Origin of the sequence: Shewanella pealeana ATCC 700345 (assembly GCF_000018285.1) — a bacterium.
GTDB lineage: Bacteria > Pseudomonadota > Gammaproteobacteria > Enterobacterales > Shewanellaceae > Shewanella > Shewanella pealeana.
Genome location: NC_009901.1, coordinates 2,960,608 through 2,985,627 on the forward strand (window position 1 = coordinate 2,960,608; position 25,020 = coordinate 2,985,627).

18 protein-coding genes are annotated in these 25,020 nt (G+C 43.8%); 5 read left to right on the forward strand and 13 right to left on the reverse strand.

Features of this window, described 5'->3' with window-relative positions; all coding sequences use genetic code 11:
• Positions 1–254 precede the first annotated feature (254 nt).
• Positions 255–1,259 (forward strand): D-alanine--D-alanine ligase, encoded by a 1,005-nt coding sequence (locus tag SPEA_RS12830; protein ID WP_012155656.1) that lies wholly within the window; start codon positions 255–257, stop codon positions 1,257–1,259.
• Positions 1,260–1,342: 83 nt separating this feature from the next.
• Here the strand turns inward: SPEA_RS12830 and SPEA_RS22775 are convergent.
• The 12 genes from SPEA_RS22775 to SPEA_RS12895 form a co-directional block, all read right to left on the reverse strand.
• Positions 1,343–2,577, reverse strand: a protein-coding gene (locus SPEA_RS22775; protein WP_086024287.1) for an IS3-like element ISSpe1 family transposase whose coding sequence is annotated in 2 segments (ribosomal slippage) — positions 1,343–2,220 and positions 2,220–2,577 — 1,236 coding nt in all. Because the reading frame shifts where the segments join, the coding sequence is not laid out codon by codon here.
• A 109-nt stretch (positions 2,578–2,686) separates the two neighbouring features.
• Complete coding sequence (locus SPEA_RS12845) at positions 2,687–3,286, reverse strand: cytochrome c3 family protein (RefSeq protein WP_012155657.1); 600 nt, start codon at positions 3,284–3,286, stop codon at positions 2,687–2,689.
• 8 nt (positions 3,287–3,294) lie between these two features.
• Positions 3,295–3,780: a nitrate reductase cytochrome c-type subunit gene (locus SPEA_RS12850; protein WP_012155658.1), complete on the reverse strand. Its 486-nt coding sequence runs from the start codon at positions 3,778–3,780 to the stop codon at positions 3,295–3,297.
• 12 nt (positions 3,781–3,792) lie between these two features.
• A complete protein-coding gene (napA, locus tag SPEA_RS12855; RefSeq protein WP_012155659.1) occupies positions 3,793–6,282 on the reverse strand; it encodes a nitrate reductase catalytic subunit NapA in 2,490 nt (829 codons plus the stop codon).
• A gap of 2 nt (positions 6,283–6,284) precedes the next feature.
• On the reverse strand, positions 6,285–6,542 hold the full coding sequence (locus SPEA_RS12860; protein WP_012155660.1) for a chaperone NapD: 258 nt from the start codon (positions 6,540–6,542) through the stop codon (positions 6,285–6,287).
• Positions 6,543–6,582: 40 nt separating this feature from the next.
• Positions 6,583–6,741, reverse strand: coding sequence for a periplasmic nitrate reductase, NapE protein (locus SPEA_RS12865; RefSeq protein ID WP_012155661.1), 159 nt, complete (start codon positions 6,739–6,741; stop codon positions 6,583–6,585).
• Between the two features lie 944 nt (positions 6,742–7,685).
• On the reverse strand, positions 7,686–11,567 hold the full coding sequence (gene hrpA / locus SPEA_RS12870) for an ATP-dependent RNA helicase HrpA (protein ID WP_190272071.1): 3,882 nt from the start codon (positions 11,565–11,567) through the stop codon (positions 7,686–7,688).
• Between the two features lie 208 nt (positions 11,568–11,775).
• Positions 11,776–12,192, reverse strand: a complete 417-nt coding sequence (locus tag SPEA_RS12875) for a CBS domain-containing protein (RefSeq protein ID WP_012155663.1) — start codon at positions 12,190–12,192, stop codon at positions 11,776–11,778.
• Between the two features lie 142 nt (positions 12,193–12,334).
• Positions 12,335–12,874: a hypothetical protein gene (locus tag SPEA_RS12880; protein WP_150102231.1), complete on the reverse strand. Its 540-nt coding sequence runs from the start codon at positions 12,872–12,874 to the stop codon at positions 12,335–12,337.
• 354 nt (positions 12,875–13,228) lie between these two features.
• Positions 13,229–13,684, reverse strand: coding sequence for a xanthine phosphoribosyltransferase (gene gpt / locus SPEA_RS12885; protein WP_012155665.1), 456 nt, complete (start codon positions 13,682–13,684; stop codon positions 13,229–13,231).
• Between the two features lie 287 nt (positions 13,685–13,971).
• The gene (locus SPEA_RS12890) at positions 13,972–14,310 is read right to left on the reverse strand and encodes a hypothetical protein (protein ID WP_012155666.1); all 339 of its coding nucleotides are present in this window, start codon (positions 14,308–14,310) and stop codon (positions 13,972–13,974) included.
• Between the two features lie 209 nt (positions 14,311–14,519).
• On the reverse strand, positions 14,520–15,605 hold the full coding sequence (locus SPEA_RS12895; protein WP_012155667.1) for an isoaspartyl peptidase/L-asparaginase family protein: 1,086 nt from the start codon (positions 15,603–15,605) through the stop codon (positions 14,520–14,522).
• Between the two features lie 147 nt (positions 15,606–15,752).
• Between SPEA_RS12895 and SPEA_RS12900 the strand changes: the two genes are divergently transcribed.
• Both SPEA_RS12900 and SPEA_RS12905 read left to right on the forward strand, forming a co-directional pair.
• Positions 15,753–17,600: an autotransporter assembly complex protein TamA gene (locus tag SPEA_RS12900; protein WP_083766679.1), complete on the forward strand. Its 1,848-nt coding sequence runs from the start codon at positions 15,753–15,755 to the stop codon at positions 17,598–17,600.
• The gene (locus SPEA_RS12905) at positions 17,597–21,658 is read left to right on the forward strand and encodes a translocation/assembly module TamB domain-containing protein (protein WP_012155669.1); all 4,062 of its coding nucleotides are present in this window, start codon (positions 17,597–17,599) and stop codon (positions 21,656–21,658) included. The genes SPEA_RS12900 and SPEA_RS12905 overlap by 4 nt, the downstream gene beginning before the upstream one ends.
• Before the next feature lie 143 nt (positions 21,659–21,801).
• On the opposite strand, the gene fadR is transcribed toward SPEA_RS12905, so the two are convergent.
• A complete protein-coding gene (gene fadR, locus SPEA_RS12910; RefSeq protein WP_012155670.1) occupies positions 21,802–22,521 on the reverse strand; it encodes a fatty acid metabolism transcriptional regulator FadR in 720 nt (239 codons plus the stop codon).
• 287 nt (positions 22,522–22,808) lie between these two features.
• Here fadR and nhaB point away from each other — a divergent pair, with 287 nt between their 5' ends.
• On the forward strand, positions 22,809–24,395 hold the full coding sequence (gene nhaB / locus SPEA_RS12915) for a sodium/proton antiporter NhaB (protein ID WP_012155671.1): 1,587 nt from the start codon (positions 22,809–22,811) through the stop codon (positions 24,393–24,395).
• Positions 24,396–24,488: 93 nt separating this feature from the next.
• Entirely contained in the window at positions 24,489–24,992 is a 504-nt protein-coding gene (gene dsbB, locus SPEA_RS12920; protein WP_150102301.1) for a disulfide bond formation protein DsbB, read from the forward strand.
• The last annotated feature ends 28 nt before the right edge of the window (positions 24,993–25,020 follow it).

Below are 25,020 nucleotides of genomic sequence, written 5' to 3' on the forward strand. Positions count from 1 at the left end.
AGCTAAGCTTTCACTTTTAGTGGCTTAACAGTTGAGCAGTGTTGTTAAGTTCAAGTTGTTAAGCTCTAGTTGCTAAGTTCAAGCTTCTAACTTCTAAAAGCGGAATAAAATACCCAATTAAGGCGCATTAAGAGCAAATTCTCGAATATAAAAACAGCATTTAAGCTAAATCGGCTAGGCAATACTTGCATTAAAAAGTGATTACGCCATAGTGATCCGGCTGACTTTTATCATGGGTAACAGGTGGAGACAAAATGACCCAAAAGAATTTATTATTGTTGTGTGGTGGTGGCGGTGATGAGCACAGTATCTCACTCTTATCGGCCAACTTTTTTGAAGCGCAACTCGCCACTTTGCCACACTTTAATGTGCTGCGCGTTGAACTCAATGCTAAAGGTCAATATCACACCCAAGCGGGCGAGCTTTGCGAGCTAACCAATAGCCAGCAGCTCCGCTTTGATGATGAGACCAAAGCCCCATGGAATGTGGACTATGTGATCCCTTGTATTCACGGCTACCCAGGTGAGACAGGTGACATCCAGTCCTATTTTGAATTGATTAACCTACCCTATTTTGGCTGTGACTCAGAATCAAGCAGCAACTGCTTCAATAAAGTCACCGCTAAGATGTGGTTTAGCGCTCTTGGGATCCCCAATACGCCTTATATTTTCTTAAGCGAATTTAATCAGCAATCTTTGGAACAAGCCGAGGCTGCATTGGCAAAATGGGGGTCTATCTTTATTAAAGCCGCCTCACAGGGCTCATCTGTCGGTTGTTACCGCGTCGATAGCATAGAGCAGCTAGCAAGCTCATTAGAGGAGGCATTTACCTTCTCGCCATATGTGGTGATCGAGAAGACAATTACCGCCCGTGAATTAGAGGTAGCCGCCTATGAAGCCGATGGTGAAATCATCGCGACCAAACCGGGTGAAATTATCTGCGCTAGCAATACTTTCTATAGCTTCGATGAGAAGTATGCAGAAAACAGCCAAGCACAGACTGTGATTGAAGCTGATGTTGATGAGGCAATTGCCAAGCAAATTCAAGAATATGCGATTAAAGCGTTTAAGGGGATGAAGTTACGTCACCTATCGAGAATCGACTTCTTCTTAACCGAAGACAATGAAATTTTGCTTAATGAGATCAACACATTCCCAGGTCAAACGCAGATATCTATGTTCCCTAAGATGCTACAAAATCATGGACATAATTTTGCTCAGTATCTTTCAGGTAATATTTTGGCGCAGTTAAAAAGTTAATGTAAAAAGCCTAGATATAAAGCTTAGAGTAAAGACTAACGTCTTTAGCCTTGTCCCGTCCTGAAATAGGTTGACGGTTTTTACTAGACCAGTAGCTTCTGCTGCTGGTCTTTTTTATGCACTTGATTAGGTGTTTTCATACCCAAGCTTAAGTGCGGTCTCAGCTCATTGTATATAAAAATTGACTCCTCAACGAGTTGCTTTAACTCATTAAGGTTGCAGCAAGGAGATAATAGAAACTCTTGCTTTAATATCCCATTTATACGTTCTGCTAGTGCGTTTTGGTAGCAGTCATATCCATCGGTCATTGATGCGCGGATGTCACTTCTTTGCAACGCTAACTGATAAACGGCAGAGCAATACTGTAACCCTCTGTCTGAGTGATGCACTGCTCGATGTTGATACTGCCGATTACTTATCGTCATTTCTAACGCTTTGACTACGTCTGTAGCTTTCATTTCATTACTTAATTCATATCCCATTATTTTACGACTGAACGCGTCAGTTACCAATGATAGATAATGTATGCCTTGCTCTGATTGCACATATGTTATATCACTAACAAACACCTCTTCAGGTGCTGTTGGCACTAACTCTTTCAGTAAATTTGGATGTTTCTTCATCCAATGTTTACTGTTAGTCGTCTTGGTATAATTACGCTTAGGTTTGACTAACAAGCCTTCACTTTTCAAGTAACTAAAGAAGTTATCGCGCCCAAGTTTAATCCCTTTCTCGATGAACTTAGGTTTAAGTAAAAAGTAGAGTTTCTTGCCACCAATCCGAGGCATAAACCGACGGATATCTAGTATCATCGCTCTTACAGGGGCTAACTCCATTGCTCTACAATTCGCTCTTCGTTCTCTTTGATAGATAGCTTGTCTTGTTATACCCAGAAGCTTACAAGCGCGATTTAAGCTCGTTACTTTCTGTTTTTGAAGACTTCTCGCTCCCTGGCTAAGTACTTTTTTCTAAGGCCAGCTCCATATTCTGCATCAATAATATCAACGGCTTCATTGAGTAATAGATTACGTAAGTGCTCATCTTCCAGCTCTTTTTCAAGGCGCTTAATCTTTTGAGCTGGGGTTTCTTTAGCTTTAGTTGTTTTTGGCATAGTCATTCTCACTGGTTGAGTCCAGTCCATCTTACCGTGCTTTCTAAGCCAAGTAAGTACCGTGGAGCGACCTTGGATGCCATAGGTTGTTTGAGCTTGTTTATAAGTCATATCGCCTTTTTCTACGGCAGCTACAACTTGTAATTTAAAGCCTAACGAATAATCTCGCTGTGTTCGCTTAACGCGGGCTGGTATTGGTGTAGTCATTATAAAGTCCTAAATGTGTAAACACATTTCAGGACAAGACACCTTAAATACAAAAGCCAGCGCAATATGCGCTGGCTTTTTAGTTTCAAGCTATTGTGACAAGATTAGATCACCAACCTTCAACACCTTTCATATCAGGAAGGTGATGGGCAATACCCTTGTGGCAGTCGATACAGGTCTTCTCACCACTGGCAAGAGAGGTTGAGTGCATCTTAGCTGCACGTGGTGATTGGCGAGTAAAGTCCATGTAATCGAAGTTGTGACAGTTACGGCACTCCAGCGAATCATTGGCTTTTAAACGCGCCCACTCATGTTCAGCAAGCTCACGACGCTTCTCTTCGAACTTTTCGCGAGTATTGATGGTACCGAACACCTTACCCCACACTTCTTTCGATGCTTGCATCTTACGAGCAATCTTATCGGTCCAGTTATGAGGTACGTGACAATCGGGACATGTCGCTCGCACACCACTGCGGTTAGTGAAGTGAATCGTTGTTTTAAGTTCTTCGTAAACGTTATTTTCCATCTCATGACAGCTAATACAAAACGCTTCAGTGTTAGATACTGTCAACGCAGTGTTAAAGCCACCCCAGAAAATCACCCCAGCTACGAAGCCACCGAGCGTTAAAAAGCCTAAGCTGTAATGAACACTTGGCTTTCTCAGCACTGTCCATACCTTTTTAAGGAAAGATCGTAATTTAGCGATCATAACTACTCCTAGTGTGCTTTCTTATTAGAATCGGCTTTCATTAGCTGGTCCATATCCACAAACTCATTCGGCACTAGAATTTTAGCGTCTAGTTGTGGCACGTGGCATTGGGTACAGAAGTAACGTCTTGGAGACAGGGTCGCAAGGAAGTTGTTCTCGCGGTCCATATAGTGAGTCACGCTCACCATAGGTGCTTGTGACTCACCCGTGCGGCTACGGTCGTGACAAGACATACACTTATTAACCTTTAAGTTAACCTGATAGCCATCAATCTTATGGGGGATCACTGGTGGTTGCATCGGGTAGTTACGCACTTCTTTTACATCAGAGTTAATCACTTTTTGCATCGCAGGTGGCGTTGGCTCAACGTTCAGCGGAGCCTCACGTAGCGTCGCTATCTTGTCAGCTGGAATAACCTCTGCTGAAACACTAAAAGCACTTGCTAAAGATAAGCTCATCAAAGCAGCTGCAGATACTCGTGTTAATGTTTTCATTATTATTTCTCCTTATGCCTTGACGATCTTCACTGCGCACTTCTTAAAGTCGGTCTGCTTAGACAGTGGATCGGTTGCATCGAGAGTCACCTTATTAATCAGCTGACTCGCATCGAACCAAGGCACGAACACTAATCCCACTGGCGGCTTGTTACGACCACGAGTTTCGACTCGGGTCTTAATTTCACCTCGGCGAGAAATCACCCGTACTTCATCACCGCGGCGTAAGCCTCGCTGTTTGGCATCTTGTGGATGCATAAAACACACAGCATCAGGGAAGGCTCGATATAGCTCAGGTACGCGCTGCGTCATTGAGCCTGAATGCCAATGTTCCAGTACACGCCCCGTCGATAACCAAATATCAAACTCATCATCTGGCGACTCAGCAGCTGGCTCGTATGGCAGTGCAAAAATAACCGCTTTACCGTCTGGCTTACCGTAGAACTCAAAACCAGAACCCGCCTTCACATAGGGATCACTACCTTCTTTAAAGCGCCATTTAGTTTCTTTGCCATCCACAACAGGCCAGCGTAGGCCGTGAACCTCATGGTAAGTATCAAATGGTGCCAAATCATGGGCATGACCACGACCGAAGGTGGCATACTCCTCAAATAGACCTTTTTGAACATAGAAGCCAAAGTCTTCAGCTTCGTCATTCATGTATTTACTGTTTCTGTCTGACAGTGGGAATTTCTCCACGTTGCCGTTTTGATACAGCACTTCAAACAGTGTCTTACCTTTAAATTCAGGGTTTGCAGCAAGTACATCGGCAGGCCAAACTTCGTCAGTAGTGAAGCGCTTTGAGAACTCCATTAGCTGCCAAAGATCTGAGCGAGACTCACCCGGCGCTTTCACCATCTGGTGCCAGAATTGGGTACGACGCTCGGCGTTACCATAAGCGCCCTCTTTCTCTACCCACATCGCGGTTGGCAGAATAAGGTCCGCAGCCTGCGTGGTTACTGTTGGGTAAGCATCTGATACCACGATGAAGTTTTCAGGGTTGCGATAACCCGGCAAGCCTTCTTCGTTGATATTAGGACCGGCCTGCATATTGTTGTTCACCTGAACCCAATAGGCATTGATGTCACCATCTTTTAGACGACGGTTTTGCTCAACTGCGTGATAACCAGGCTTTGGTGGAATAATGCCACTTGGAATACGCCAAATCTTTTCAGCAATCGCTCTATGCTTTGGATTTTTAACCACCATGTCTGCAGGCAGACGGTGTGAGAAGGTTCCCACTTCACGTGCAGTACCACAAGCCGAAGGCTGACCAGTAAGAGAGAATGGGCTGTTACCCGGAGTCGAAATCTTACCCGTTAACAAGTGAATGTTGTAGATAAGGTTGTTACACCACACACCACGAGTATGCTGATTAAAGCCCATGGTCCAGAAAGAGGTTACTTTCTTATTTGGATCGGCATAAAGCTCAGCCAGCTCTATTAGCTTATGTTCTGGTACCCCAGAAAGCTTGCTAACAGACTTCACGTCGTAATCGGCAACAAACTTCTTAAATGCCTCAAAGTCGATAGGTGTTGAGTCGCCGGCTGTTTTGACGTTCTTAGCGGCTTTTTGTAGCGGATGAGATGGACGCAGGCCATAACCGATATCGGTTTCACCTTTGCGGAAGTTAACGTGTTTGTTAACAAAGTCCCAATTCACTTTATCGTTTTGAATGATGTAGTTTGCAACGAAGTTCAGCATTGCTAAATCAGTCTGTGGCGTAAATACGATGCCTAAATCGGCAAGGTCGAACGATCTATGTTCAAATGTCGAAAGAACTGCCACATTCACATGAGGGGCGCTTAAGCGGCGATCTGTCACACGGCTCCAAAGGATCGGGTGCATCTCTGCCATATTAGAGCCCCAAAGCACGAATGCATCGGCCGCTTCCATATCATCATAGCAACCCATTGGCTCGTCGATACCGAAGGTACGCATAAAGCCACCTACGGCAGAGGCCATACAGTGACGAGCGTTAGGGTCGATATTGTTTGAACCAAAGCCCGCTTTCATCAGTTTTGAAGCCGCGTAGCCTTCCCAAACAGTCCACTGACCAGAACCAAACATACCAATTGCGGTTGGTCCTTTGTCTTTAATGGTTTTCTTCCACTTTTGCGCCATAGTATCAAACGCGGTATCCCAAGATACGGAAGTAAACTCACCGTTCTTGTCATACTTACCGTCTGTCATACGTAGCATTGGGGTTTGAAGTCTATCTTTACCGTACATGATCTTAGATAGGAAGTAGCCCTTGATACAGTTAAGGCCCTTGTTCACTTCACTTTCTGCATCACCATGTGTTGCAACCACTTTGCCGTCGCGTGTCGCAACAATCACCGAGCAACCTGTACCGCAAAAACGACACGGCGCCTTGTTCCATTCTAGTTTTGTTTCTTCAGAACTGGTGATCAGGTTACTCGCGGTAGCGGGTAAGGCTAGGCCAGCGACACTCGCTGCAGTCAAAGCAGCGTTGGCCTTCATAAATTCGCGTCTGTTCATTTTCATTGTTCACCCTCTTCAAGCACTTCACTTTGGTGATAAACCATTGCAGCCGACAACACTCCTGGTATGGCATTAATAGTTTCGATACTTGTCATTAATGATTTCTGGCTATTGCCTTCTAGCACTACGACCAATTTCACTTCGTTATTTACCGACAATTCGGCATTTTCCATCTCAATAATGGTTTGCCTTACTGCTGACATCTGCTCAGGTTGTACTTGAAGTACTAAGCTCGTTACGTGAAGTTCATTGCTCATCTTTATCACTCTACTTATTTATTTTTTTGTTTTTATAGGTTTAACCTGCTCCAGGTGGGCCGGTTAGAATTTGGCTGAACCAAATTGCAAAGCCGAGTCCAGAAACAAGCAAAACAGATAAAAGGGGGGCGAGAAATACAGTCAGAAAAATGAATATTCTAAACTCTAGTTTTTTCTCATCATTCGGTGTGGAACTCATAAATCCTCCAACGAGTGGGGCTATCTAACATGTTTTTATGGTGAATCGATTTATGTTAAAGCGAGAAAGTCAACCATCTATTACAACCATTAACTCTGTGCTTTCATCTTGCACAAAATGATATCAACAAGTTAACAAACTTATGTATACCTATAATTTGGTAAAATCATACCTAGGTTGATCCAGATCATCATTTTTAAACAACAAACACCAAGATCACCCTTCTTAAACATTAAAACCGATTAATTGATCAATAGAATCACTTGTTAAGCTATTCATAACATTCTAAACAATGGAACAAACTAGGCTAAATTTCAAACAATGCGAATGGTTTTATAACAAAATATTCAATAAGAGGTATTAAGCTTATTTTAAGGCTGGTCAAATATCACACTATTAAACGACAAAACGGTAGGTTATGAAGAATTGTGGAGGGGAGCTCTGCGACAACTAATAGAGAAAAACAAACTTTTTGTTTTCAGCCCTAAACCACCTACTTCAGTAGGTGGTTATCATCAATTAGGCTCTGCCTGAAGTACGTTCAATAGCATTGCGGAGTAAGGCAATGTTTAACGACTTATAAGCACGCCGACTTTTGTTTGAAGAGAAAGTGTCCATGGAGGCGAGCTTAGCATCCATGCGATACACGGCTTATAAGTTCATTTAAACATAGCTTATTAACTCAAGTGATACGTGAGCTTTACTAATAGTGCGGTACAAGCTTCTAAATCAGGGATGATTTAGTAGAGCCTATAGGGATATATTTACGGCGTCTTGTTAACGCACGGTAGAAAAGCTCCCTTTTAGGGAGTCTACTTTTATAACAGATGGGCAAAGCCACCTTCTTCAGAAGGTGGATCTTTTACTTTTATCATTTAATGATTAAAAAAACGCGCGGCGTTAACCGTGCGTTTCTTCAGTGCTAAAACAGATCTAGCTCAACATCATGCTTGAGCTATCTGATTTAAAATTCGCTTTTCTGAGATTGGATAAGCCGTACCTAACACCTGGGCAAAACAGGACACCCGATACTCTTCAATCATCCAGCGAGCTTCAATTAACACATCAGGGACAGGCATAGACTTAGGTAACTTAGCCAATTGTGCCCTCAGTAACTCTTGTACCTTATTGACGCTAAGCATATGCAAGCGGTCTCGGTTAGGGTCAACAGGTAACTTTTCTAGACGGTTTTCAATGCCTTTTAGATATCGGTTCAGGTCGCCTAATCGTTGCCAGCCAGATTGTTCTACAAAGCCTTTAAACACCAACTGGTCTAATTGGCTTTGAATATCACTCATCGCAAAAGCGATATCTAGACTTATTTTGCCCTTCAAGCGCTTCTTAATACGATTGTAGATGGTTAAGATCTCTTCGACCTTTAAGGCGATTTTCTCGGCGGTAGGGTTAAGCTCCTGCCTTACCCAGTCTTTGGCCTCGGCAAAGGCTGTTTCTGAACGAACGTCTATGCCCTTCTCATCCAGCAGCTGTTGTACAGCAGCCGATAAAATATCATCGATGAGAATATTTACTTGCCCAAATGGGTTGAAGTACATCGCTAATTTGGCTTTGTTTGGTAAGGATTTTTGTAAGTGCTTTACCGGTGACGGAATATTAAGCAGCAATAAACGTTGTAAGCCGATACGATGCTGCTTTTGCGCCTCAAATTCATCATCAAATAATTTGATCGACACGCTGGTTTTATCATCCACCAGCGCCGGGAAAGCTTTAACTTCAAAGTTACCTTTCTTCTGCTCAAACTGCTTTGGTAAATCGCCAAAGGTCCATTGCTCAAGGCCTTTTTTCTCTATGCCTGAGTCCGCAACCTTTCGAATAGCTTGCACCACTTGGCCTTGCATACTGGCTTTTAACGGCTCTAGCTCACGGCCTTCTGCCAACAACTTGCCTTTATCGCCTTCAATTTTAAAGTTAACTAACAGGTGTTTAGCAAATTGTGACGAGTCAAAGTCATCTGGCGAAATACGCGTGCCGCTCATACGCAGCAGCTGTTTACACATGGCATCGACAAGAGGTAGCTCAAACGGTGTCATCGCCTGTAAACAAGCCTTGGCGTAATCAGGCGCTGGCACAAAGTTACGCCGCAGTGCCTTAGGCAGTGACTTGATGAGTGCAATGCACTTCTCTTCACGAAGGCCCGGTACTATCCAATCAAAGTCTTGCTCATCGACTTGGTTGATCAGTGCCACAGGAATATGCACAGAAACACCATCATCTGCTAGTGATGGTTCAAAATGATAACTCACCTTAAGGACTAAGTTGCCTTTATGCCATTTCTCAGGAAAATCCAACGCAGAGATGTGGTCACTACTTCGTTGCATCAAGGTTTCACGCTCGAAATCGAGCAAATCAGGCGTTGTCTGCTTAGTTTTTTTCCACCACTTTACAAACTTAGGCGCGTTATAGATCCCATCTGGAATTTTAGGCTCGTAAAACGCATACAGCGCCTGCTCATCCACCAAAATATCGCGGCGACGGGACTTATGTTCAAGCGACTCAATATCTAGCAATAACTTTTGGTTATTAATAAAAAAGGCTTCATTGGTTCTGAGCTCACCGTCTGCCAGTGCCGAACGAATAAAGATCTCTCGCGCTTCAACAGGCTCAACGGGACCGTATTGCACCTTGCGTCGATTAACTATTTGCAGGCCAAAAAGCACTTGGTTCTCTAATGCGACCACTGAGCCCAGCTTAGACTCAAAATGTGGCTCAACATAGTTCTTCTTCACCAGATGCGCCGCCAGTGGCTCAACCCACTCAGGTTGAATTTTGGCGCAGCAGCGAGCAAACAAACGCGAGGTTTCCGTCAGCTCCGCCGCCATAATCCACTTAGGGCCTTTTTTCGCTAATGGCGAGCCTGGGAACACAAAGAACTTGCGATTACGGGCGCCTAAGTATTCATTGTCTTTATCTTTAAAACCGATATGGCTTAACAGCCCCGTCAGTAACGAGCGGTGCAGTGCTTCATAGTCCAGCTCTTCGCTCGGCGAGTTCAGCTTCCATTTAAGCTCATGGGTCGCTTGCCTTAGCTGAGTGTACAAATCTTGCCATTCACGAACGCGCAGATAAGCCAAGAACTCTGTCTTACACTGCTTTCTAAATTGGCTGCTGGACAGCTCTTTCTGGCTCTGCTTTAAATAATCCCACAGATTAAGCCATGAGACGAAATCGGAGTCTTTGTCAGTGTAGCGACTATGAGCCTGATCTGCCGCCTGCTTTTTATCCATTGGGCGTTCGCGGGGATCTTGAATAGAAAGGCCCGCAGTGATCACTAAGGCTTCATGCAAACAGCCATTTTGCTGCGCCTCAATCACCATACGTGCTAGGCGGGGATCCACGGGAATATGTGCCAACTGACGACCCAGCTGAGTAAGGTTTAGCTGACCTTTGTTTTGGATCACTGCCTGCAACTCTTCAAGCAATAAGAAACCATCTCGAATATAGCGAGAGTCAGGTGGCTGAATAAACGGGAAGCCTTCGATATCACCAAGCCCAATCGACAACATCTTCAAAATAACCGAGGCTAAGTTGGTGCGAAGAATTTCGGGATCGGTAAACTGAGGACGAGAGATAAAGTCATCTTCACTATAAAGCCTGATACAAATACCCGGAGCAACACGACCACAACGCCCTTGTCGCTGGTTAGCACTGGCTTGAGAGATTGGCTCAATAGGTAAACGCTGCACTTTAGTACGGTAACTATAGCGACTAATGCGCGCCGTGCCTGGGTCAATGACATAACGAATACCCGGTACCGTGAGAGAGGTTTCTGCTACGTTGGTCGCCAATACAATGCGGCGGCCTACATGGCTACTAAAGACTTTTGATTGCTCGCCGTAAGATAAACGAGCATACAAGGGTAAAATTTCAGTATCGCGATATTGACGACGATTAAGCTGCTCGGCGACGTCACGAATTTCACGCTCACCATTCATAAAAATAAGAATGTCGCCAAGGCCTTCCTGCATCAGCTCATCGGTTGCGGCGAAAATACCTTCAACAAGATCTAAATCTTCATCTTGGTCTTGCACCAATGGACGATAACGAGTCTCTACCGGATAAGTACGGCCAGAGACTTCAATCACAGGGGCATTATTAAAGTGTTTAGAGAAGCGGTCCACGTCGATCGTCGCCGAGGTAATAATCACCTTAAGATCAGGGCGCTTATTCAGCACATTTTTCAAATAACCCAAGATAAAGTCGATATTCAGGCTACGTTCGTGTGCCTCATCGATAATAATAGCGTCGTATTGATTTAAGTATTTATCATTCGTTAACTCGGCTAGCAAAATACCGTCGGTCATTAACTTGATATAGGAGTCACTGTTTATTGCATCGGCAAAGCGGACTTTAAAGCCAACAGCTTCGCCTAGTGGCGTATTCATCTCTTCAGCGATACGCGTGGCAACACTGCGCGCGGCTAATCTGCGAGGCTGAGTATGGCCAATTACGCCCCGAGAACCTAAGCCAAGTTCGAGACAGATTTTAGGCAACTGAGTCGTTTTACCCGAGCCGGTTTCACCCGCCACAATCACAACCTGGTTTTCGGCTATCGCGGTGGCAATTTCGTCGCGCTTTTGCGATACAGGTAAACTATCGGGATAGGTAATTTTAGGGCGGTTAGCCAAACGCAACTCGACTTTCTGCCGAGACTCAAGCGCTAACAGCTCGAGGCTTTCAAGGGTAGCCGTTTTCTTTTCTGAGTCAGGATCTTTTCTGAGCCTAAACAGACGACGCCTAATTTTAGCGGCGTCCGCTTCATAACAGGATTTTAAGAATGCGTTAGATAAAGGATGCTGTTGCGAACTCAAGTGCAAATTCCATAGCCAAGACGAAAGAGAGTGATCCTAGCAAGGAACGCGGGAGGTTGGTATAGCCGTCTTAAAAATACTTTATCTTCTCAAGCCTAACACGGCATTTTAGTCGGTGTTTCGCCTTGATATCGATATTCTTTGATAAGAGTTGGCGCCATGATCAACTCTTATCAAATTACCACTCTAACAAATCGCTAATTTGTCATTAAGCGGGTGATAGATAACACTGCTGCATATAAGTGTTAATCGCTTCGAGTACGTTCGCACGGCTAATGGTACCTACCACCTTACCCTCTTCGACCACAGGATAGATTTTTGGCTTAGGCCCCAGCATCTGCTCAGCCAGTTGCAGCACACTCGAATCAGGCGTGACAGAGAGCACATCTGTGCGCATACAATCTTTCACTATCGCAATTAAGTCACAGTGGTAGCTACTTTTCAGCATTACGGCAAGACAGTCCTGTTGTGATAAGAATCCCACTAGTTGCCCATCAGCTTCAACGACTGGTGCGCCAATCTTTGTATGCTTTAGCAGTTGTTCTACAGCGGTCGCTAGCGACATAGAAGGCGTTAACAATACAGGATGGCGATCCATGTGCTCTTTTACATTGATTGAATCCATTTCGTTCCCCTATTTGGTTGTTCTATTGTTAGTTTAGCTAAGATTGAATAACTAGGGCGGAGATTAAAGCGATAAGCTTAATCGAAAGGATCAATAGCGACGGGGAACTAGCACTATCTCCCTTAATTGAATAATCAAATGCTTATGTTTTATTCACACTTCTGAGAATTGCATCTGACTCAACTAATGCGTCGATAACCTTTTTAACTCCTGTCGATTCAAAAGTAACACCAGCGACCTCTAAACCATTAAATAAAGCATAGGTAATGCTATTTAATTTTTGGTCTTCAATTTTAGAGAAGCCTGAGGAAAAAACATATTCAGCAGATAATTCGCCATCCATGCAATAATTATTGCTCACAACCCTCATGTATTTATGACCCACTAAAATAATAGATTCAACTGTATGTGGTACTTGTTCATTAGCATTACAACTACCAATATTTTCAACCAGCTTCACAGAATGGCGACCATCTAGATAATTCTTAATCTGTGCAATCATTTCCGTACCATTATCTCGTACAGCAGTACCAACAGCACTGACAGTGTAATCATGCTGTTGATTCACAATCCAATGATGTGCGGTTGTTTCATCGCCTGAAGTTATGGAGGTGTTTTGTGTAACGCAGCCACTTAACATAGTTATGCTACAAGTAATTAATATTGAAAAATACTGTTTCACAGTCGTAGGTCTCTTTATAGGCAATATTTGATATAATATTGCTCCACTTCCTCTAAATAGCATTTAAGTAATCAAAGATTTCTAATAAAACTAATTGAGCTTGCATGAAAATGCTGAAGGGGGGTTATTTTTATTTACAATCAATCGATTATAACCGACAAAAGTTTGGCATCAACCTCTGACAGTCAATCTTCTGACTCTTATCTCAATAAAAACAATCCACTCAAAGTGAGTCACTAGTTTAGGGGGGAAAATTAGAGCTGACAGTAAAAGAGCCACCTACTGAAGTAAGTGGTTTAGGGCTGAAAACAAAAAAACCGAGGCTAGGCATCGGTTTTATTTAAATCTAATTTATTACTTACAAAGTGGCTCTCTAAAGCTCACGCCTGTATCCCAAGGCTGCTCAATCCATGTGTCTTGTGCGATATCAACGATATAATCATCGACTAATGGCTTACCGGCAGGTTTTGCACAAACGGTCACAAACTTAGCCTTAGGGTAAATTTCACGAACGATTTTTGCTGTCGAACCACTATCAACTAAATCATCAATAACGATAAAGCCTTCACCGTCGCCTGGTGCTTGCTTAATGATTTTAGTTTCACGTTGGTGATCATGATCGTAGCTAGAGATACAGATGGTATCTACATTACGAATACCTAATTCGCGAGCTAGAATAGCCGCAGGTACTAATCCGCCGCGGCTTACCGCAATAATGCCTGTCCACTGCTCTGCAGGTAATAGGCGCTCAGCCAACTCACGGGTATAACCTTGCATTTGATCCCAAGTGATCAGAAATTTCTTGCTCATGTGCAACCTTTTATGCGTATTCGCTATTTTAGGGGAAAGAGATTGCGCGGCATTTTGGCTTGTTATTCAGATCCATACAAATTTATGTTCGTGATGTATTTCACAGATTTCGATTAACTTAGCAATGATAGGGTGCAGCATTGAAAGAGTTAGATAAAAGCGTTACACAATCGGTAACGACTCTATAGGTTATTGTTAGTGATTATGTTGGAACTCAATGCTTGTGATAGGTTAAAACTGACTTGCAATCGACCTAGCTTATTAAAATATTTTACAGCGGTATTGCTCTAGGTTAAATCAGTACTTTTCAATTGCTGGTACTTCTCTAATACACCGTTGCGAACTAGGCCACGTTTTACGTTAGTGCACAGTTTGCCAAAACGACGAATGTCATCGAATTGTGGGATCTGACCATTAGTGATCGCCGCTTCCCAATAACTGAGTTCAGTATCGACTAATTCTAATAACTTTTTAGGACACCCCTGACAATTACCGTCAGGGCCACAGACAAAAGTCTCAGACTCGTATAACGGAAACTCCAGCTTCACCTGCTCGATAATGTGCAGCATAGCTGTCTTTCTATCAGGCTTTTGAGCTATCGTGCTTTGTGAATTTTCAGTCGTCATCAGATAATTCGCGAGGTTTAATTTCGCTCATTATATAACCTTACAAACAGTTTTATTAGTAAATAATAATTTAACTCGTTTGTTGGGTCTAAAATGATAAAGCTTAAGGCAAAATACTAAAGCGTGTAAAAGCGCACCAAGCTCAGAATAGTGAACTTAAGTGCGCGTCGTCATAGATAAAGTGAGTAAAATGAATGTTCACAAGTTGGTTATAAATCTGACCAGATCATCACTTGCGCAGGTTCATTATTTTTTCGTGTAGCTCGGTACATGCCCTCAGTGTTAAAGGGCGTGGCGATATTGCCGCGTTGATCGATGGCGATCACACCGCCAGTGCCACCAGCCGTAATAAGCCGTTGATTAATCACTTCATCGGCTGCTTGAATAATCGATTTCTTCTGATATTTCACCTTAGCGCAAATATCCCCCGCCACATGGTAGCGAATAAAGTACTCTCCGTGGCCAGTTGCCGACACGGCGCAAACACCGTTCTCGGCATAGGTGCCAGCACCTATAATGGGCGAGTCTCCAATGCGGCCAAATCGCTTTGCCGTCATGCCCCCAGTTGAGGTTCCTGCCGCTAAATTACCATTTTGATCTAGGGCTACTGCGCCCACAGTACCGAACTTATAGTCAAACTCGCTATAATCGAGGGCACTTTGTTTATAATTATGGTGAGAATTAGGGCCAGTACTAGAGCCTGTACTCAATCCTGTGCTTGCTTGATATTCAGGGCTCGACTCCGCTTTTTGAATTTTCTCTTTAGCACTCTTTAACTGCTGATAACGGCTTTCAGTATCAAATGAATTAACTGGCACTAATTGAAAACCCTGAGTCAGTGCAAATTCCTCTGCACCTTGGCCAGATAGCATCACATGAGGAGATTTTTCCATTACAGTCATTGCTAAATCAATTGGATTTTTAATATGTTTCACTCCGGCCACCGCTCCGGCATTCATGGTTTTTCCATCCATAATCGACGCGTCCATCTCGTGGCTGCCATCATAGGTATACACAGCGCCGAGCCCCGCATTAAATAGCGGACTATTTTCTAGGATATTAATCGATGCACGAACGGCTGATAAGCTGTCCCCCCCTTTTGCGAGAATATCGTAACCCGCGTCGACGGCTTGTTGGAGTTTGTCGCGATAAGATTTTTGCTGCTCGGGTGTCAAATTAGCCTTAGAGATGGTGCCTGCGCCACCATGAATCGCAATTGAAAACGGCTTATCACTGGCCATGGTACCTGTCGAAATGAGTGACGATAAAACAAGCAAGACTGTACTACGGAGCATCGTATACTTCACAAACTGTATCCTATTGTATTTATTTGCTCTCTTTGTAACCATTTTCGGCCATAATTACAATCAGCAACTTGCTTGAGTTAACGATTCTAGTGACAATAGCTTGTCTCAATTAAACTAATGATAAGAGTCTAATTTTTGTTAATAAGTTTGCTTCGTGTGCTGACCATAACTTTTCTGCTTGTCAGTGTTATATGCGTGACATTTTCCGTTCGAGCCAATGACTGGTTAACACTCAAAATTAATGGCGTTGAAGGTAGTCTCGAACGTAACGTAAAGGCTCACCTTGGTGCTCTACCCGAATCGAGTGTGCAACGCCGTGCTTTTATCTTTAATGCCGAAGACAACATAGAGGCCGCGATGCATTCTATGGGCTATTATCACAGCCGTGTTTCTCAAAATGTTATTAATAATGAAAAACGTGCTTGGGTGTTAAATCTAGACATAGATGCAGGTAAGCCCACGCTTATCAGCTGGGTTGATATTCAGGTCAAAGGTGAGATGCGTAATGATCCGATCTTTGAAAAATGGCTCAGCCAATTAAAAGTCAGGCCAGGCGACAGACTCAATCACGGTGTTTATGAAGATGTGAAAGCGCAACTGCTAACACTGGCACTGGCACGTGGTTATTTTGATGGTAAGTTTGATCAAGCTGAAATTGCGGTAAATCGCGACTTTAACACCGCAAAAATCTCGCTCTACTATGACTCTGGTAAACGCTACCACATAGGAAAAGTCAGCTTTACTGGATCTAACTTAGAGCCACAAATTTTAGAAGAGCTGGTCCCATTTAAATATGATGCGCCCTACAGCACAGGTAACCTAGCCCAGTTAAACAGGCAACTATTAGATACTGGTTACTTTTCCAATATTAAGGTACTACCTTTAGTCGATCAGGTTGAGGGAATACAAGTGCCCGTACGAGTTGAACTGAGCCCTAGACCTAACCACTCTATCGAACTGGGTTTAGGTGCCGATATCGGGAATACTGTAGATAACAGTCTTGAACCTCGTGTGCGAGTAACTTGGCGTACTCCACAAATCAATAAATATGGCCACTCTCAAGAGACCACTGCAGAGTGGGCTCCAGATAAACCAAAATTTTTAACCACTTATACAATCCCCCTGACCCATCCACTCGATGACCAATTGAAAATACGTATGGGTATGCTAAGAGATAAATATGGCGTGACTCAGGTTTATAACAGCGAAGACCGTGACTTTAAAAATACTGGCCAGCTCGAATCATCTAAGATGTTATTTGCTGTCATCAGACAACAGCGGCTTCAGAGTAAGTGGTTATTCAATTATTCGGCTGAGATCATGCGGGAGAACTATACCCAATCGGGTGTCGATTACGACCCAAGATTTGTATTATTTGGTACAAGCCTATCTAAAACCACTCGTGGCGATAACTCTCTGGATCCAAAATCTGGCTTCTTTCAGTTCTATAGCCTCGAGTATGCAGACCCAAGTCTTGGCTCAGAGGTTAGACTCGCCCGATTACAAACCAAGTTTAAGTGGATTAATACCTTTTTTGATAAACATAGAATCGTTTCGAGACTCGATATGGCCGCAAATCTCACAAGTGAAGGTTCACTTGCGAATATTCCTCCCTCTTTACGTTACTTTGCCGGTGGTGATCAGAGTATTCGTGGTTATAGCTATAACGAACTCGGTCCCTCTATCGACTCGGTCAATGACGAGGGTGAGATTATTCGAGAAGTCGTTGGTGGCCGCTATTTAATGGTAGGTAGCCTAGAATACCAATACTATGTCACCCCTACTTGGCGAGTCGCTACGTTTGTTGACGCGGGTAATGCTTTTGATGTTAATCAAATTGAGCTGGTGACCTCAGTGGGTGCTGGTATCCATTGGATCTCCCCCATAGGTCCAGTCAAACTAGATGTCGGTATTGGACTTAATGAAACCGATACTATCAGTCGCCCTTGGCGCATTCATATCACCATGGGAGCCGAACTATGACAGCTTCCAATACACAACCGAGTAATGAAACCAAAACCGCAAAGAACCCCACTAAAACAAAATCTTGGTATATGCGACTTTGGGGCTGGTTTAAACTCTTAAGCCGTTTTGTCATCTACACGCCACTATTGCTGCTTGTTTTCCTTGCTATGCTAATTGGCACTCAGTTTGGTAGTCATATCGCTATTAAGCTTGCCGATCTTTTTGTGCCCGATTTGGAACTAGATTATCAATCGGGCCAGCTAAACCGCAGTCTGGGCCTAAACTATGCCGCCTGGCAGATGAACGGCGTCAAAGTCGAAGTCACCGACTTAGAGCTTGCATGGAACCCTATGTGTTTGATGCAGAAACAGCTGTGTGTGGAGCAATTGAATAGTTCAAAAGTTAACGTTGAGATCGATACAGCCTTGATTGGTGAAGGTGTCGATACACCTTACAATACCTCCATTGATACCGCGCCCGACTCAAGTTTAACGCCTGAGATACCATTAGCCAATGACGCAAAGCCTATCGATGAGCCGGTTAATGATGCACTTGCCCCCACAGAAGAGAAGCACTTAGAGATCACCCTTCCTTTTGGGATTAGCCTAGTGAGTGGTGCCCTGCAAAATGTCACCGTGCGTGTAAACGATATGGACTTTAATGCTAATCAACTTAATTTAAGTGCTGATTGGCTATCGACTGGGATCCGCGCCAGTTCAATCTACTCTGAAGGCCTGTTGGTCTCTATCCCTTTCTCAGACTCAAGCTCAGAATCAGAAGATGGCGTAAACAGTGACAGTCTGGCTAAGGCTGAAACTGAAACTGAAACTGAAACAAAAGAGAGCACTAAGCCAAGCGGTACTGAGGCCAGTCAAGCTCAAGGGAAAGCGCCAAAGCAAGAGGCTGAAGATGACCAATGGGTTATGGCAAACCTACCCGAAGTCTTTATGCCGATCCCGGTTTTTGTAGAAAGTTTAGATATCGATAATGGGGACTTGGTCTTGGGCACAAGAAAAGATCACTTTTCTAAACTCCACTTAGCCGGAAGTTACCAGCAGTTCTTAATCAATATCGACGATTTTAGCGCCAGCCATGATTATGGTGATATCCGTCTCACAGGACAGATGTCGCTCATTGACGATTATCCTATGGACATTGAGTCTTCAATTAAATTGGCTCATGTCGCGGAATTACCAGGGCTTGCCAACCAAACTTTAGCTATATCAGTCAAGCAGGGCTTTGAATCGCTTAAGAGCCATATCCTTGGTAGCGGCCAATTTGATTTCACTATTGACTCTACAATTGAACTAGCTAAGCCAAAGATCCCATATCAGCTGACATTAAACGCCAAACAGCTACAGTGGCCGCTTAAAACTGCCGACTTTAGGGCAAATGACATCAAGTTTTCTAGCCAAGGTAACCTCGACTCTCAACAGGTTACACTACAAACCCTATTTTCTTCTCCCTACCAGCCAACACTCGATGTTGACACTGTGTTCAGTCACGCCGAGAACCGTTTTGTTTTTGATAAGCTACACGCCAATAATCAAGCGTTAGGCGATATTGCTCTGCAAGGTTCATTCGAATACGGTGAGAACTTAATCTGGCATGCTAAAGTCGCAGCCCAGCAATTCGATACAGGTCTATTAAACCTTGGCTTATCGGAGCCATTACCGAGTAGCGAGATCACTGGCCCTTTAAACACCCATGGCCGATTCAATCTCAATGATAATGCTTGGTCTATCGATGTCGAAGATGCGCACCTTAATGGGCATATCATGCATTACCCCCTAAATGTTGATGGCGGGTTATCCATGAACAGTAAATGGCATTTAAGCTCACAAGGACTGAATGTGAGTGCATTACAGAGCCGTCTGTTCATTCAAGGAGAGGTCGATAAAGTCTGGTCACTTAACGGCAAGCTATCAGTACCAGACTTAAGTTTATGGCAGCCAGATGCTAAAGGCGCGATTAATGCCGATATCCAGGTCTCTGGTGAAAATGAGCACCCTAACATTGGCGTATCATTAATTGCCGAAGAATTACAGGCTCTTGAACTGGAGTTAGCCAAGCTGACTCTAAACGGAAACTATAAACCTTTCGATAATCAAGGTTTCATTGCATCATTCAATCTGCAAGACTTTAAGTATCAAGACTTAGCTCTCTCGAGTATCGGCCTTAACGCCCAAGGCGACTTAAATGAGCAGGCCCTGTTGCTGACGTCTCAGGGAGACTTGGTGTTAAATACCGATTTAACCAGTGAGTACGACCAAGAGAAACAGCGACTGAGAGCTCAAGTCAAACAACTATCATTATCCTCTCGACTCGGTGATATTAGCCTCGACGCCCCTTTCTCTGCCGATTACAGTTTAGAGAGCCAAGCAGGTAGCATCGCACCGTTTTGCTTATCACACATTGGTGGCAAATTATGTTCGAAAGAGCCGACACAATTGGGCTTAGATGGCAATGCCGCACTCGAGTTTGTTGGCGATCTTGGTGTACTCGCTAAGCCCTGGTTACCTGAAAGTCTGCAATGGACGGGACCTGCAACACTCACCTCAAGATTTCAATGGTTTGAACATGCCAAACCCATTGGCAGCGTCGAACTTCAACTGCAAGCTGGCAATATTGACTTTCAAGCCACCAATAATAGTGACGTGGCTATTGGTTACAAATCCGTACAGCTACGAAGTCGCTTAGATGAAAAACAGCTGATGACCTCGTTATCCCTTGAGTCCTATGACATTGCTAGTATGGAAGCTAATCTTGCAATCAATGTCACCCCAGATAGAAACATGCAGGGTAAGCTTTCACTGCATCAGATAAACCTACAAGCCTTAGCAGAGTTATTGCCGGAGCTTGAAGTACTGGAAGGTAAGATCTCAAGCGAGCTAGAGATAAGTGGCAGTTTGAGTGAACCAGAGGTTTCTGGCGAGATCGCACTCAATAACGGCTCCATTATGGCGACGGCGAACCCGACATTACTAGAGGATGTCGATCTCGACTTCATCTTTGCAGGTAAGAAGGCCAAAATCGATGGCGAGCTAAAAATGGGTAAAGGCCAAGCCTATGTCGATGGTGAGCTAGATTGGGCCGAGCAAAACCTTAAAGGGGCTTTCGGTATAAAAGGCGACAATTTAGCGGTGATCCAACCGCCATTGGCCATTTTGAACGTAGGCACTGATCTACAAGTTAAGTTCACTAACGAGTCTTTCGATATTAGCGGTGACATCAATGTCCCTTCCGGTCGGATCACCATAGTGCAACTCCCAGAAGGTGGCGTCGCCGTTTCTAAAGATGTTGTCTTTGATGACAGTTTAGCCACCACCGAACAACAAGTGTCTCCAATGGCCGTGTCTGCAGAGGTTAACCTCAATGTCGGTAATAAGTTACGGGTGGACGGCATGGGACTGACAGGCAAGTTGCAGGGGAAATTGGAGCTTAAACAGAGCCCATTTAGACCGCCATTGCTCTTTGGTGAAATAAAAGTTATCGATGGCAACTACAAATTTATGGGACAAACACTCGACATTAGAGCCGGTGAAATGCAGTTTATTGGCCCGATAGACGTCCCCAACCTCAATATCGAAGCTGTGCGTGAGATAAAAGATGAAGATGTCATTGCAGGCGTTCGCATAACCGGTACGCCGATGAAACCTATCGTTAACCTATTTTCATCACCAGCCAAAGAGCAGGCGGAGATCTTAAACTATATTGTTCGAGGAACAGGCCTGAACAATACCAGTGTCGATCAAAACAGTGGCTTAATGATGGGGGCTGCGCTGTCGCTAAGTAGCCAAATTGGTGGTGGCGCCATAGGCAATATAGGTAACACAGCTACAGGCATCATTGAAAAGATTGGATTTTCAAATGTGCAGCTCGATGCTAATGATGATGGCCGCTTTGCCATTAGCGGATTTATCGGTGATAAGTTGATGGTCAAATATGGGATCGGAGTGTTTAATCCGGGTTATGAGATGACCGTGAGGTATTATCTACTGTCTCAGCTTTATCTCGAAACAGTATCGGGCACCATAGAGCAGTCTCTCGACCTCTACTACCGCTTCGATCTGTAATACCAATCAGTATAAAAGCCAGCTGCTACTTTTACACAGAAACAAAAAAGCCATCTTCACGATGGCTTTTGTTTAATACAGAATGACAGATAATTGTTATTTGCTTTGGTTACCTGACTGACCAGCTTTAGTCATCTGAATATTTAGTTATCTGAATAACCTAAGTCGACAGGCATATCATCTCGAAGACTCTGCCACATCACACCACTATTAATGCCATAAGTACGCATTAATGCCGGCACGTCGGTATAGTTTTTGTCAATCGCAAGTTGCTGCAACTGCTTATAAAAATCCATTGCTAATGCGCGGGCTTCAGCGCTTGAGAAATAGTAACGCCCGACTCGACTATATAAACCTTTAAAGCCATTCAAGATTAACACGTAAAGTGGATTTCCTGATGAAAATGCTAAAGTGTGCTGTAGCTGATAGTCAAACTCAGCATATGCTTGAGCCGTATCTTCAAGCTCAGAAAGATGAGATAAGGCTTCTATCGCTTCTTCAGGATTGTTACGGATAGCACCTCTAAAATAGATCGCACTGACGCTACTTCTCGCAGATAGCAATTGGTCAACGAGTTCAGGAAAACCATCGGGATTCAATTCGGCGATAGTTTCCAAAATATTCAAACCAGACGTTTCCCAAAAGTTATTCACTCTTGTTGGCTTACCATGTTGAATCGTCAACCATCCATCACGAGCCAAACGTTGTAGCACTTCTCGTAATGTTGTACGAGTTACACCAATCAGTTCTGAAAGCTCGCGTTCTGCGGGCAGAATAGAGCCTGGCGGAAACTTATCTTCCCATATGGATCGCACAATATACTTCTCTGCAAAGCTTGCAGGACCTTTGGCATTGATGATCATTAACCTACTCTACCCAATTATTAGTGTTGTTCTTGGACAGATCATACCAGAGCGGCGAGAAATGAAAAACCAAAACAGACCGATTAGACGGTATCCATCCAAATAAACCTATCAAAGCGCTTGTTTTTTACGCTGAGCATGGGGGGTTAAATGATTTTTTTTTGATATAGATATCTGTTTCGTCATTATCGGCTATTTAAGTCATCAAAAAAGCTTTTACCTTTTCATTATCGCTAGTAGCATACGGTGCAAATTTGTTTGCTACTCAAATCAATAGAGAGGATTCCATGCCTGTGACAATGAGTCGGGCGTTTCTTGATAACTTCTTAGGTAACTCACCGAAGTGGTTCAAAATCGCGATCATATCGTTCTTAGTGATCAACCCTATCGTGTTTTATTTTAATCCATTCGTAGCGGGTTGGTTGTTAGTTGTTGAGTTTATCTTCACCTTAGCTATGGCGCTTAAATGTTACCCGCTGCAACCAGGCGGATTATTAGCGATTGAAGCTGTGGCTATCGGCATGACTTCGCCGAGCCAAGTGCTACATGAAATTGAAGCAAACCTAGAAGTGGTTCTACTACTGGTCTTTATGGTCGCCGGTATTTACTTCATGAAGCAGTTGCTTCTGTTTGTTTTCACCAAAATGATCACTAAAGTACGTTCAAAGATATACGTTTCTTTATTGTTCTGTATTTCATCAGCATTCCTTTCTGCGTTCTTAGATGCATTAACCGTTATCGCAGTGATTATTACTGTTGCGGTTGGTTTCTACTCTATTTACCACAAAGTAGCATCAGGAAAGACCTTTGGTGAAAGTCACGACCACACCTCAGATGGCTATCCACAGCTATGTGAAGAAGAGCTTGAATCATTCAGAGGCTTCTTACGTAACTTGCTTATGCATGCCGGTGTTGGTACTGCATTAGGTGGTGTTTGCACCATGGTTGGTGAACCACAAAACCTGATTATTGCTGCACAAGCAAACTGGCAGTTCGCTGAATTTGCTATTCGCATGTCACCAGTAACTGTGCCTGTATTCTTTGCTGGTATTACAACCTGTTTTTTAGTTGAGAAATTTAAGGTGTTTGGCTACGGTCAACAGCTACCTGACGCGGTTCATAAAATCCTATCTGATTACGACGCTCATGAAGATGCAAACCGCACCAAGCACGATAAAGTAAAGCTTCTTATCCAAGCGGTTATTGGTGTTTGGTTAATCGCGGGTCTTGCTCTGCATTTAGCTTCTGTTGGTCTAATCGGTCTTTCTGTGATTATTCTTGCGACTGCATTTAACGGTATCACTAACGAGCACGCACTAGGTAAAGCCTTCGAAGAAGCCCTACCATTTACGGCGCTATTAGCGGTATTCTTCGCTATCGTTGCTGTGATTATCGATCAACAGTTATTCGCACCTGTTATTCAGTGGGCACTAAGCTATGAAGGTAACACTCAGTTAGTGATCTTCTACATTGCTAACGGTCTGCTTTCAATGGTGAGCGATAACGTATTCGTAGGTACGGTGTACATTAACGAGGTGAAATCTGCACTACTTAATGGCCAAATCACTCGTGATCAGTTCGACCTTCTTGCTGTAGCAATCAACACGGGTACTAACCTACCTTCTGTTGCGACGCCAAATGGTCAGGCTGCGTTCCTATTCTTACTAACATCTGCTATCGCCCCACTTATCCGTCTTTCTTACGGAAGAATGGTGTGGATGGCGCTGCCATACACTATCGTACTCTCTATCGTAGGTGTACTTGCGATTCAGTTAGGTGCGCTAGAGCAGATGACACAATACTTCTATGACAGTCAAATGTTAATCCATCACTCTGCTCAAGCAGCTGCAGATGGTGTAGTATCATCACATTGATAAGCATTTTGTGAACTATTTAACAAATAGTTAGTCATATAAAACGCCCTATTCAATAGGGCGTTTTTTTTATTTGCAATGGAGACAATGTCGTTGAATGCACTAATTCGTTTTTCCCACTCTAGAGCCGCTTGGCTAATTCTGATGCTCTCTGCGGTCGCACTTGAACTGGCGGCATTGTTTTTCCAACACATCATGAAGTTAGATCCCTGTGTCATGTGTATATACCAGCGCGTAGCGGTATTTGGCTTAATCTTTGCTGGCTTAATAGGCGTTATTGGATATCGGTCACGTATAGCAAGAGCCATTGGGGTCATAGTTTGGGGCGTGAGTGCGATTTGGGGACTAAAGCTGGCACTAGAACTTGTCGATATGCAGATGAATCCGTCTCCATTTGCAACCTGCTCTTACCTTCCCGAGTTCCCAAGTTGGCTGCAACTCCATGAATGGCTGCCATCAGTCTTTATGCCTACAGGCATGTGTACTGATATTCCCTGGGAGTTTATGGGGGTGACTATGGGACAATGGATGATTGTTGCCTTCGGCGGCTACCTGCTTGCCTTAGCGATTTTCTTCATTCCAGCCTTGAAGAGATAATACATAAAACGACAGATAAAAAAACGCC

Bases quoted from the DNA above. Each gene is read 5' to 3' on its own strand.
- SPEA_RS12830 (WP_012155656.1), top strand. From the start codon at position 255: ATGACCCAAAAGAATTTATTATTGTTGTGTGGTGGTGGCGGTGATGAG.
- SPEA_RS12845 (WP_012155657.1), bottom strand. From the start codon at position 3,286: ATGATCGCTAAATTACGATCTTTCCTTAAAAAGGTATGGACAGTGCTG.
- SPEA_RS12850 (WP_012155658.1), bottom strand. From the start codon at position 3,780: ATGAAAACATTAACACGAGTATCTGCAGCTGCTTTGATGAGCTTATCT.
- napA (WP_012155659.1), bottom strand. From the start codon at position 6,282: ATGAACAGACGCGAATTTATGAAGGCCAACGCTGCTTTGACTGCAGCG.
- SPEA_RS12860 (WP_012155660.1), bottom strand. From the start codon at position 6,542: ATGAGCAATGAACTTCACGTAACGAGCTTAGTACTTCAAGTACAACCT.
- SPEA_RS12865 (WP_012155661.1), bottom strand. From the start codon at position 6,741: ATGAGTTCCACACCGAATGATGAGAAAAAACTAGAGTTTAGAATATTC.
- SPEA_RS12875 (WP_012155663.1), bottom strand. From the start codon at position 12,192: ATGGATTCAATCAATGTAAAAGAGCACATGGATCGCCATCCTGTATTG.
- gpt (WP_012155665.1), bottom strand. From the start codon at position 13,684: ATGAGCAAGAAATTTCTGATCACTTGGGATCAAATGCAAGGTTATACC.
- SPEA_RS12890 (WP_012155666.1), bottom strand. From the start codon at position 14,310: ATGACGACTGAAAATTCACAAAGCACGATAGCTCAAAAGCCTGATAGA.
- SPEA_RS12895 (WP_012155667.1), bottom strand. From the start codon at position 15,605: ATGCTCCGTAGTACAGTCTTGCTTGTTTTATCGTCACTCATTTCGACA.
- SPEA_RS12905 (WP_012155669.1), top strand. From the start codon at position 17,597: ATGACAGCTTCCAATACACAACCGAGTAATGAAACCAAAACCGCAAAG.
- fadR (WP_012155670.1), bottom strand. From the start codon at position 22,521: ATGATCATCAATGCCAAAGGTCCTGCAAGCTTTGCAGAGAAGTATATT.
- nhaB (WP_012155671.1), top strand. From the start codon at position 22,809: ATGCCTGTGACAATGAGTCGGGCGTTTCTTGATAACTTCTTAGGTAAC.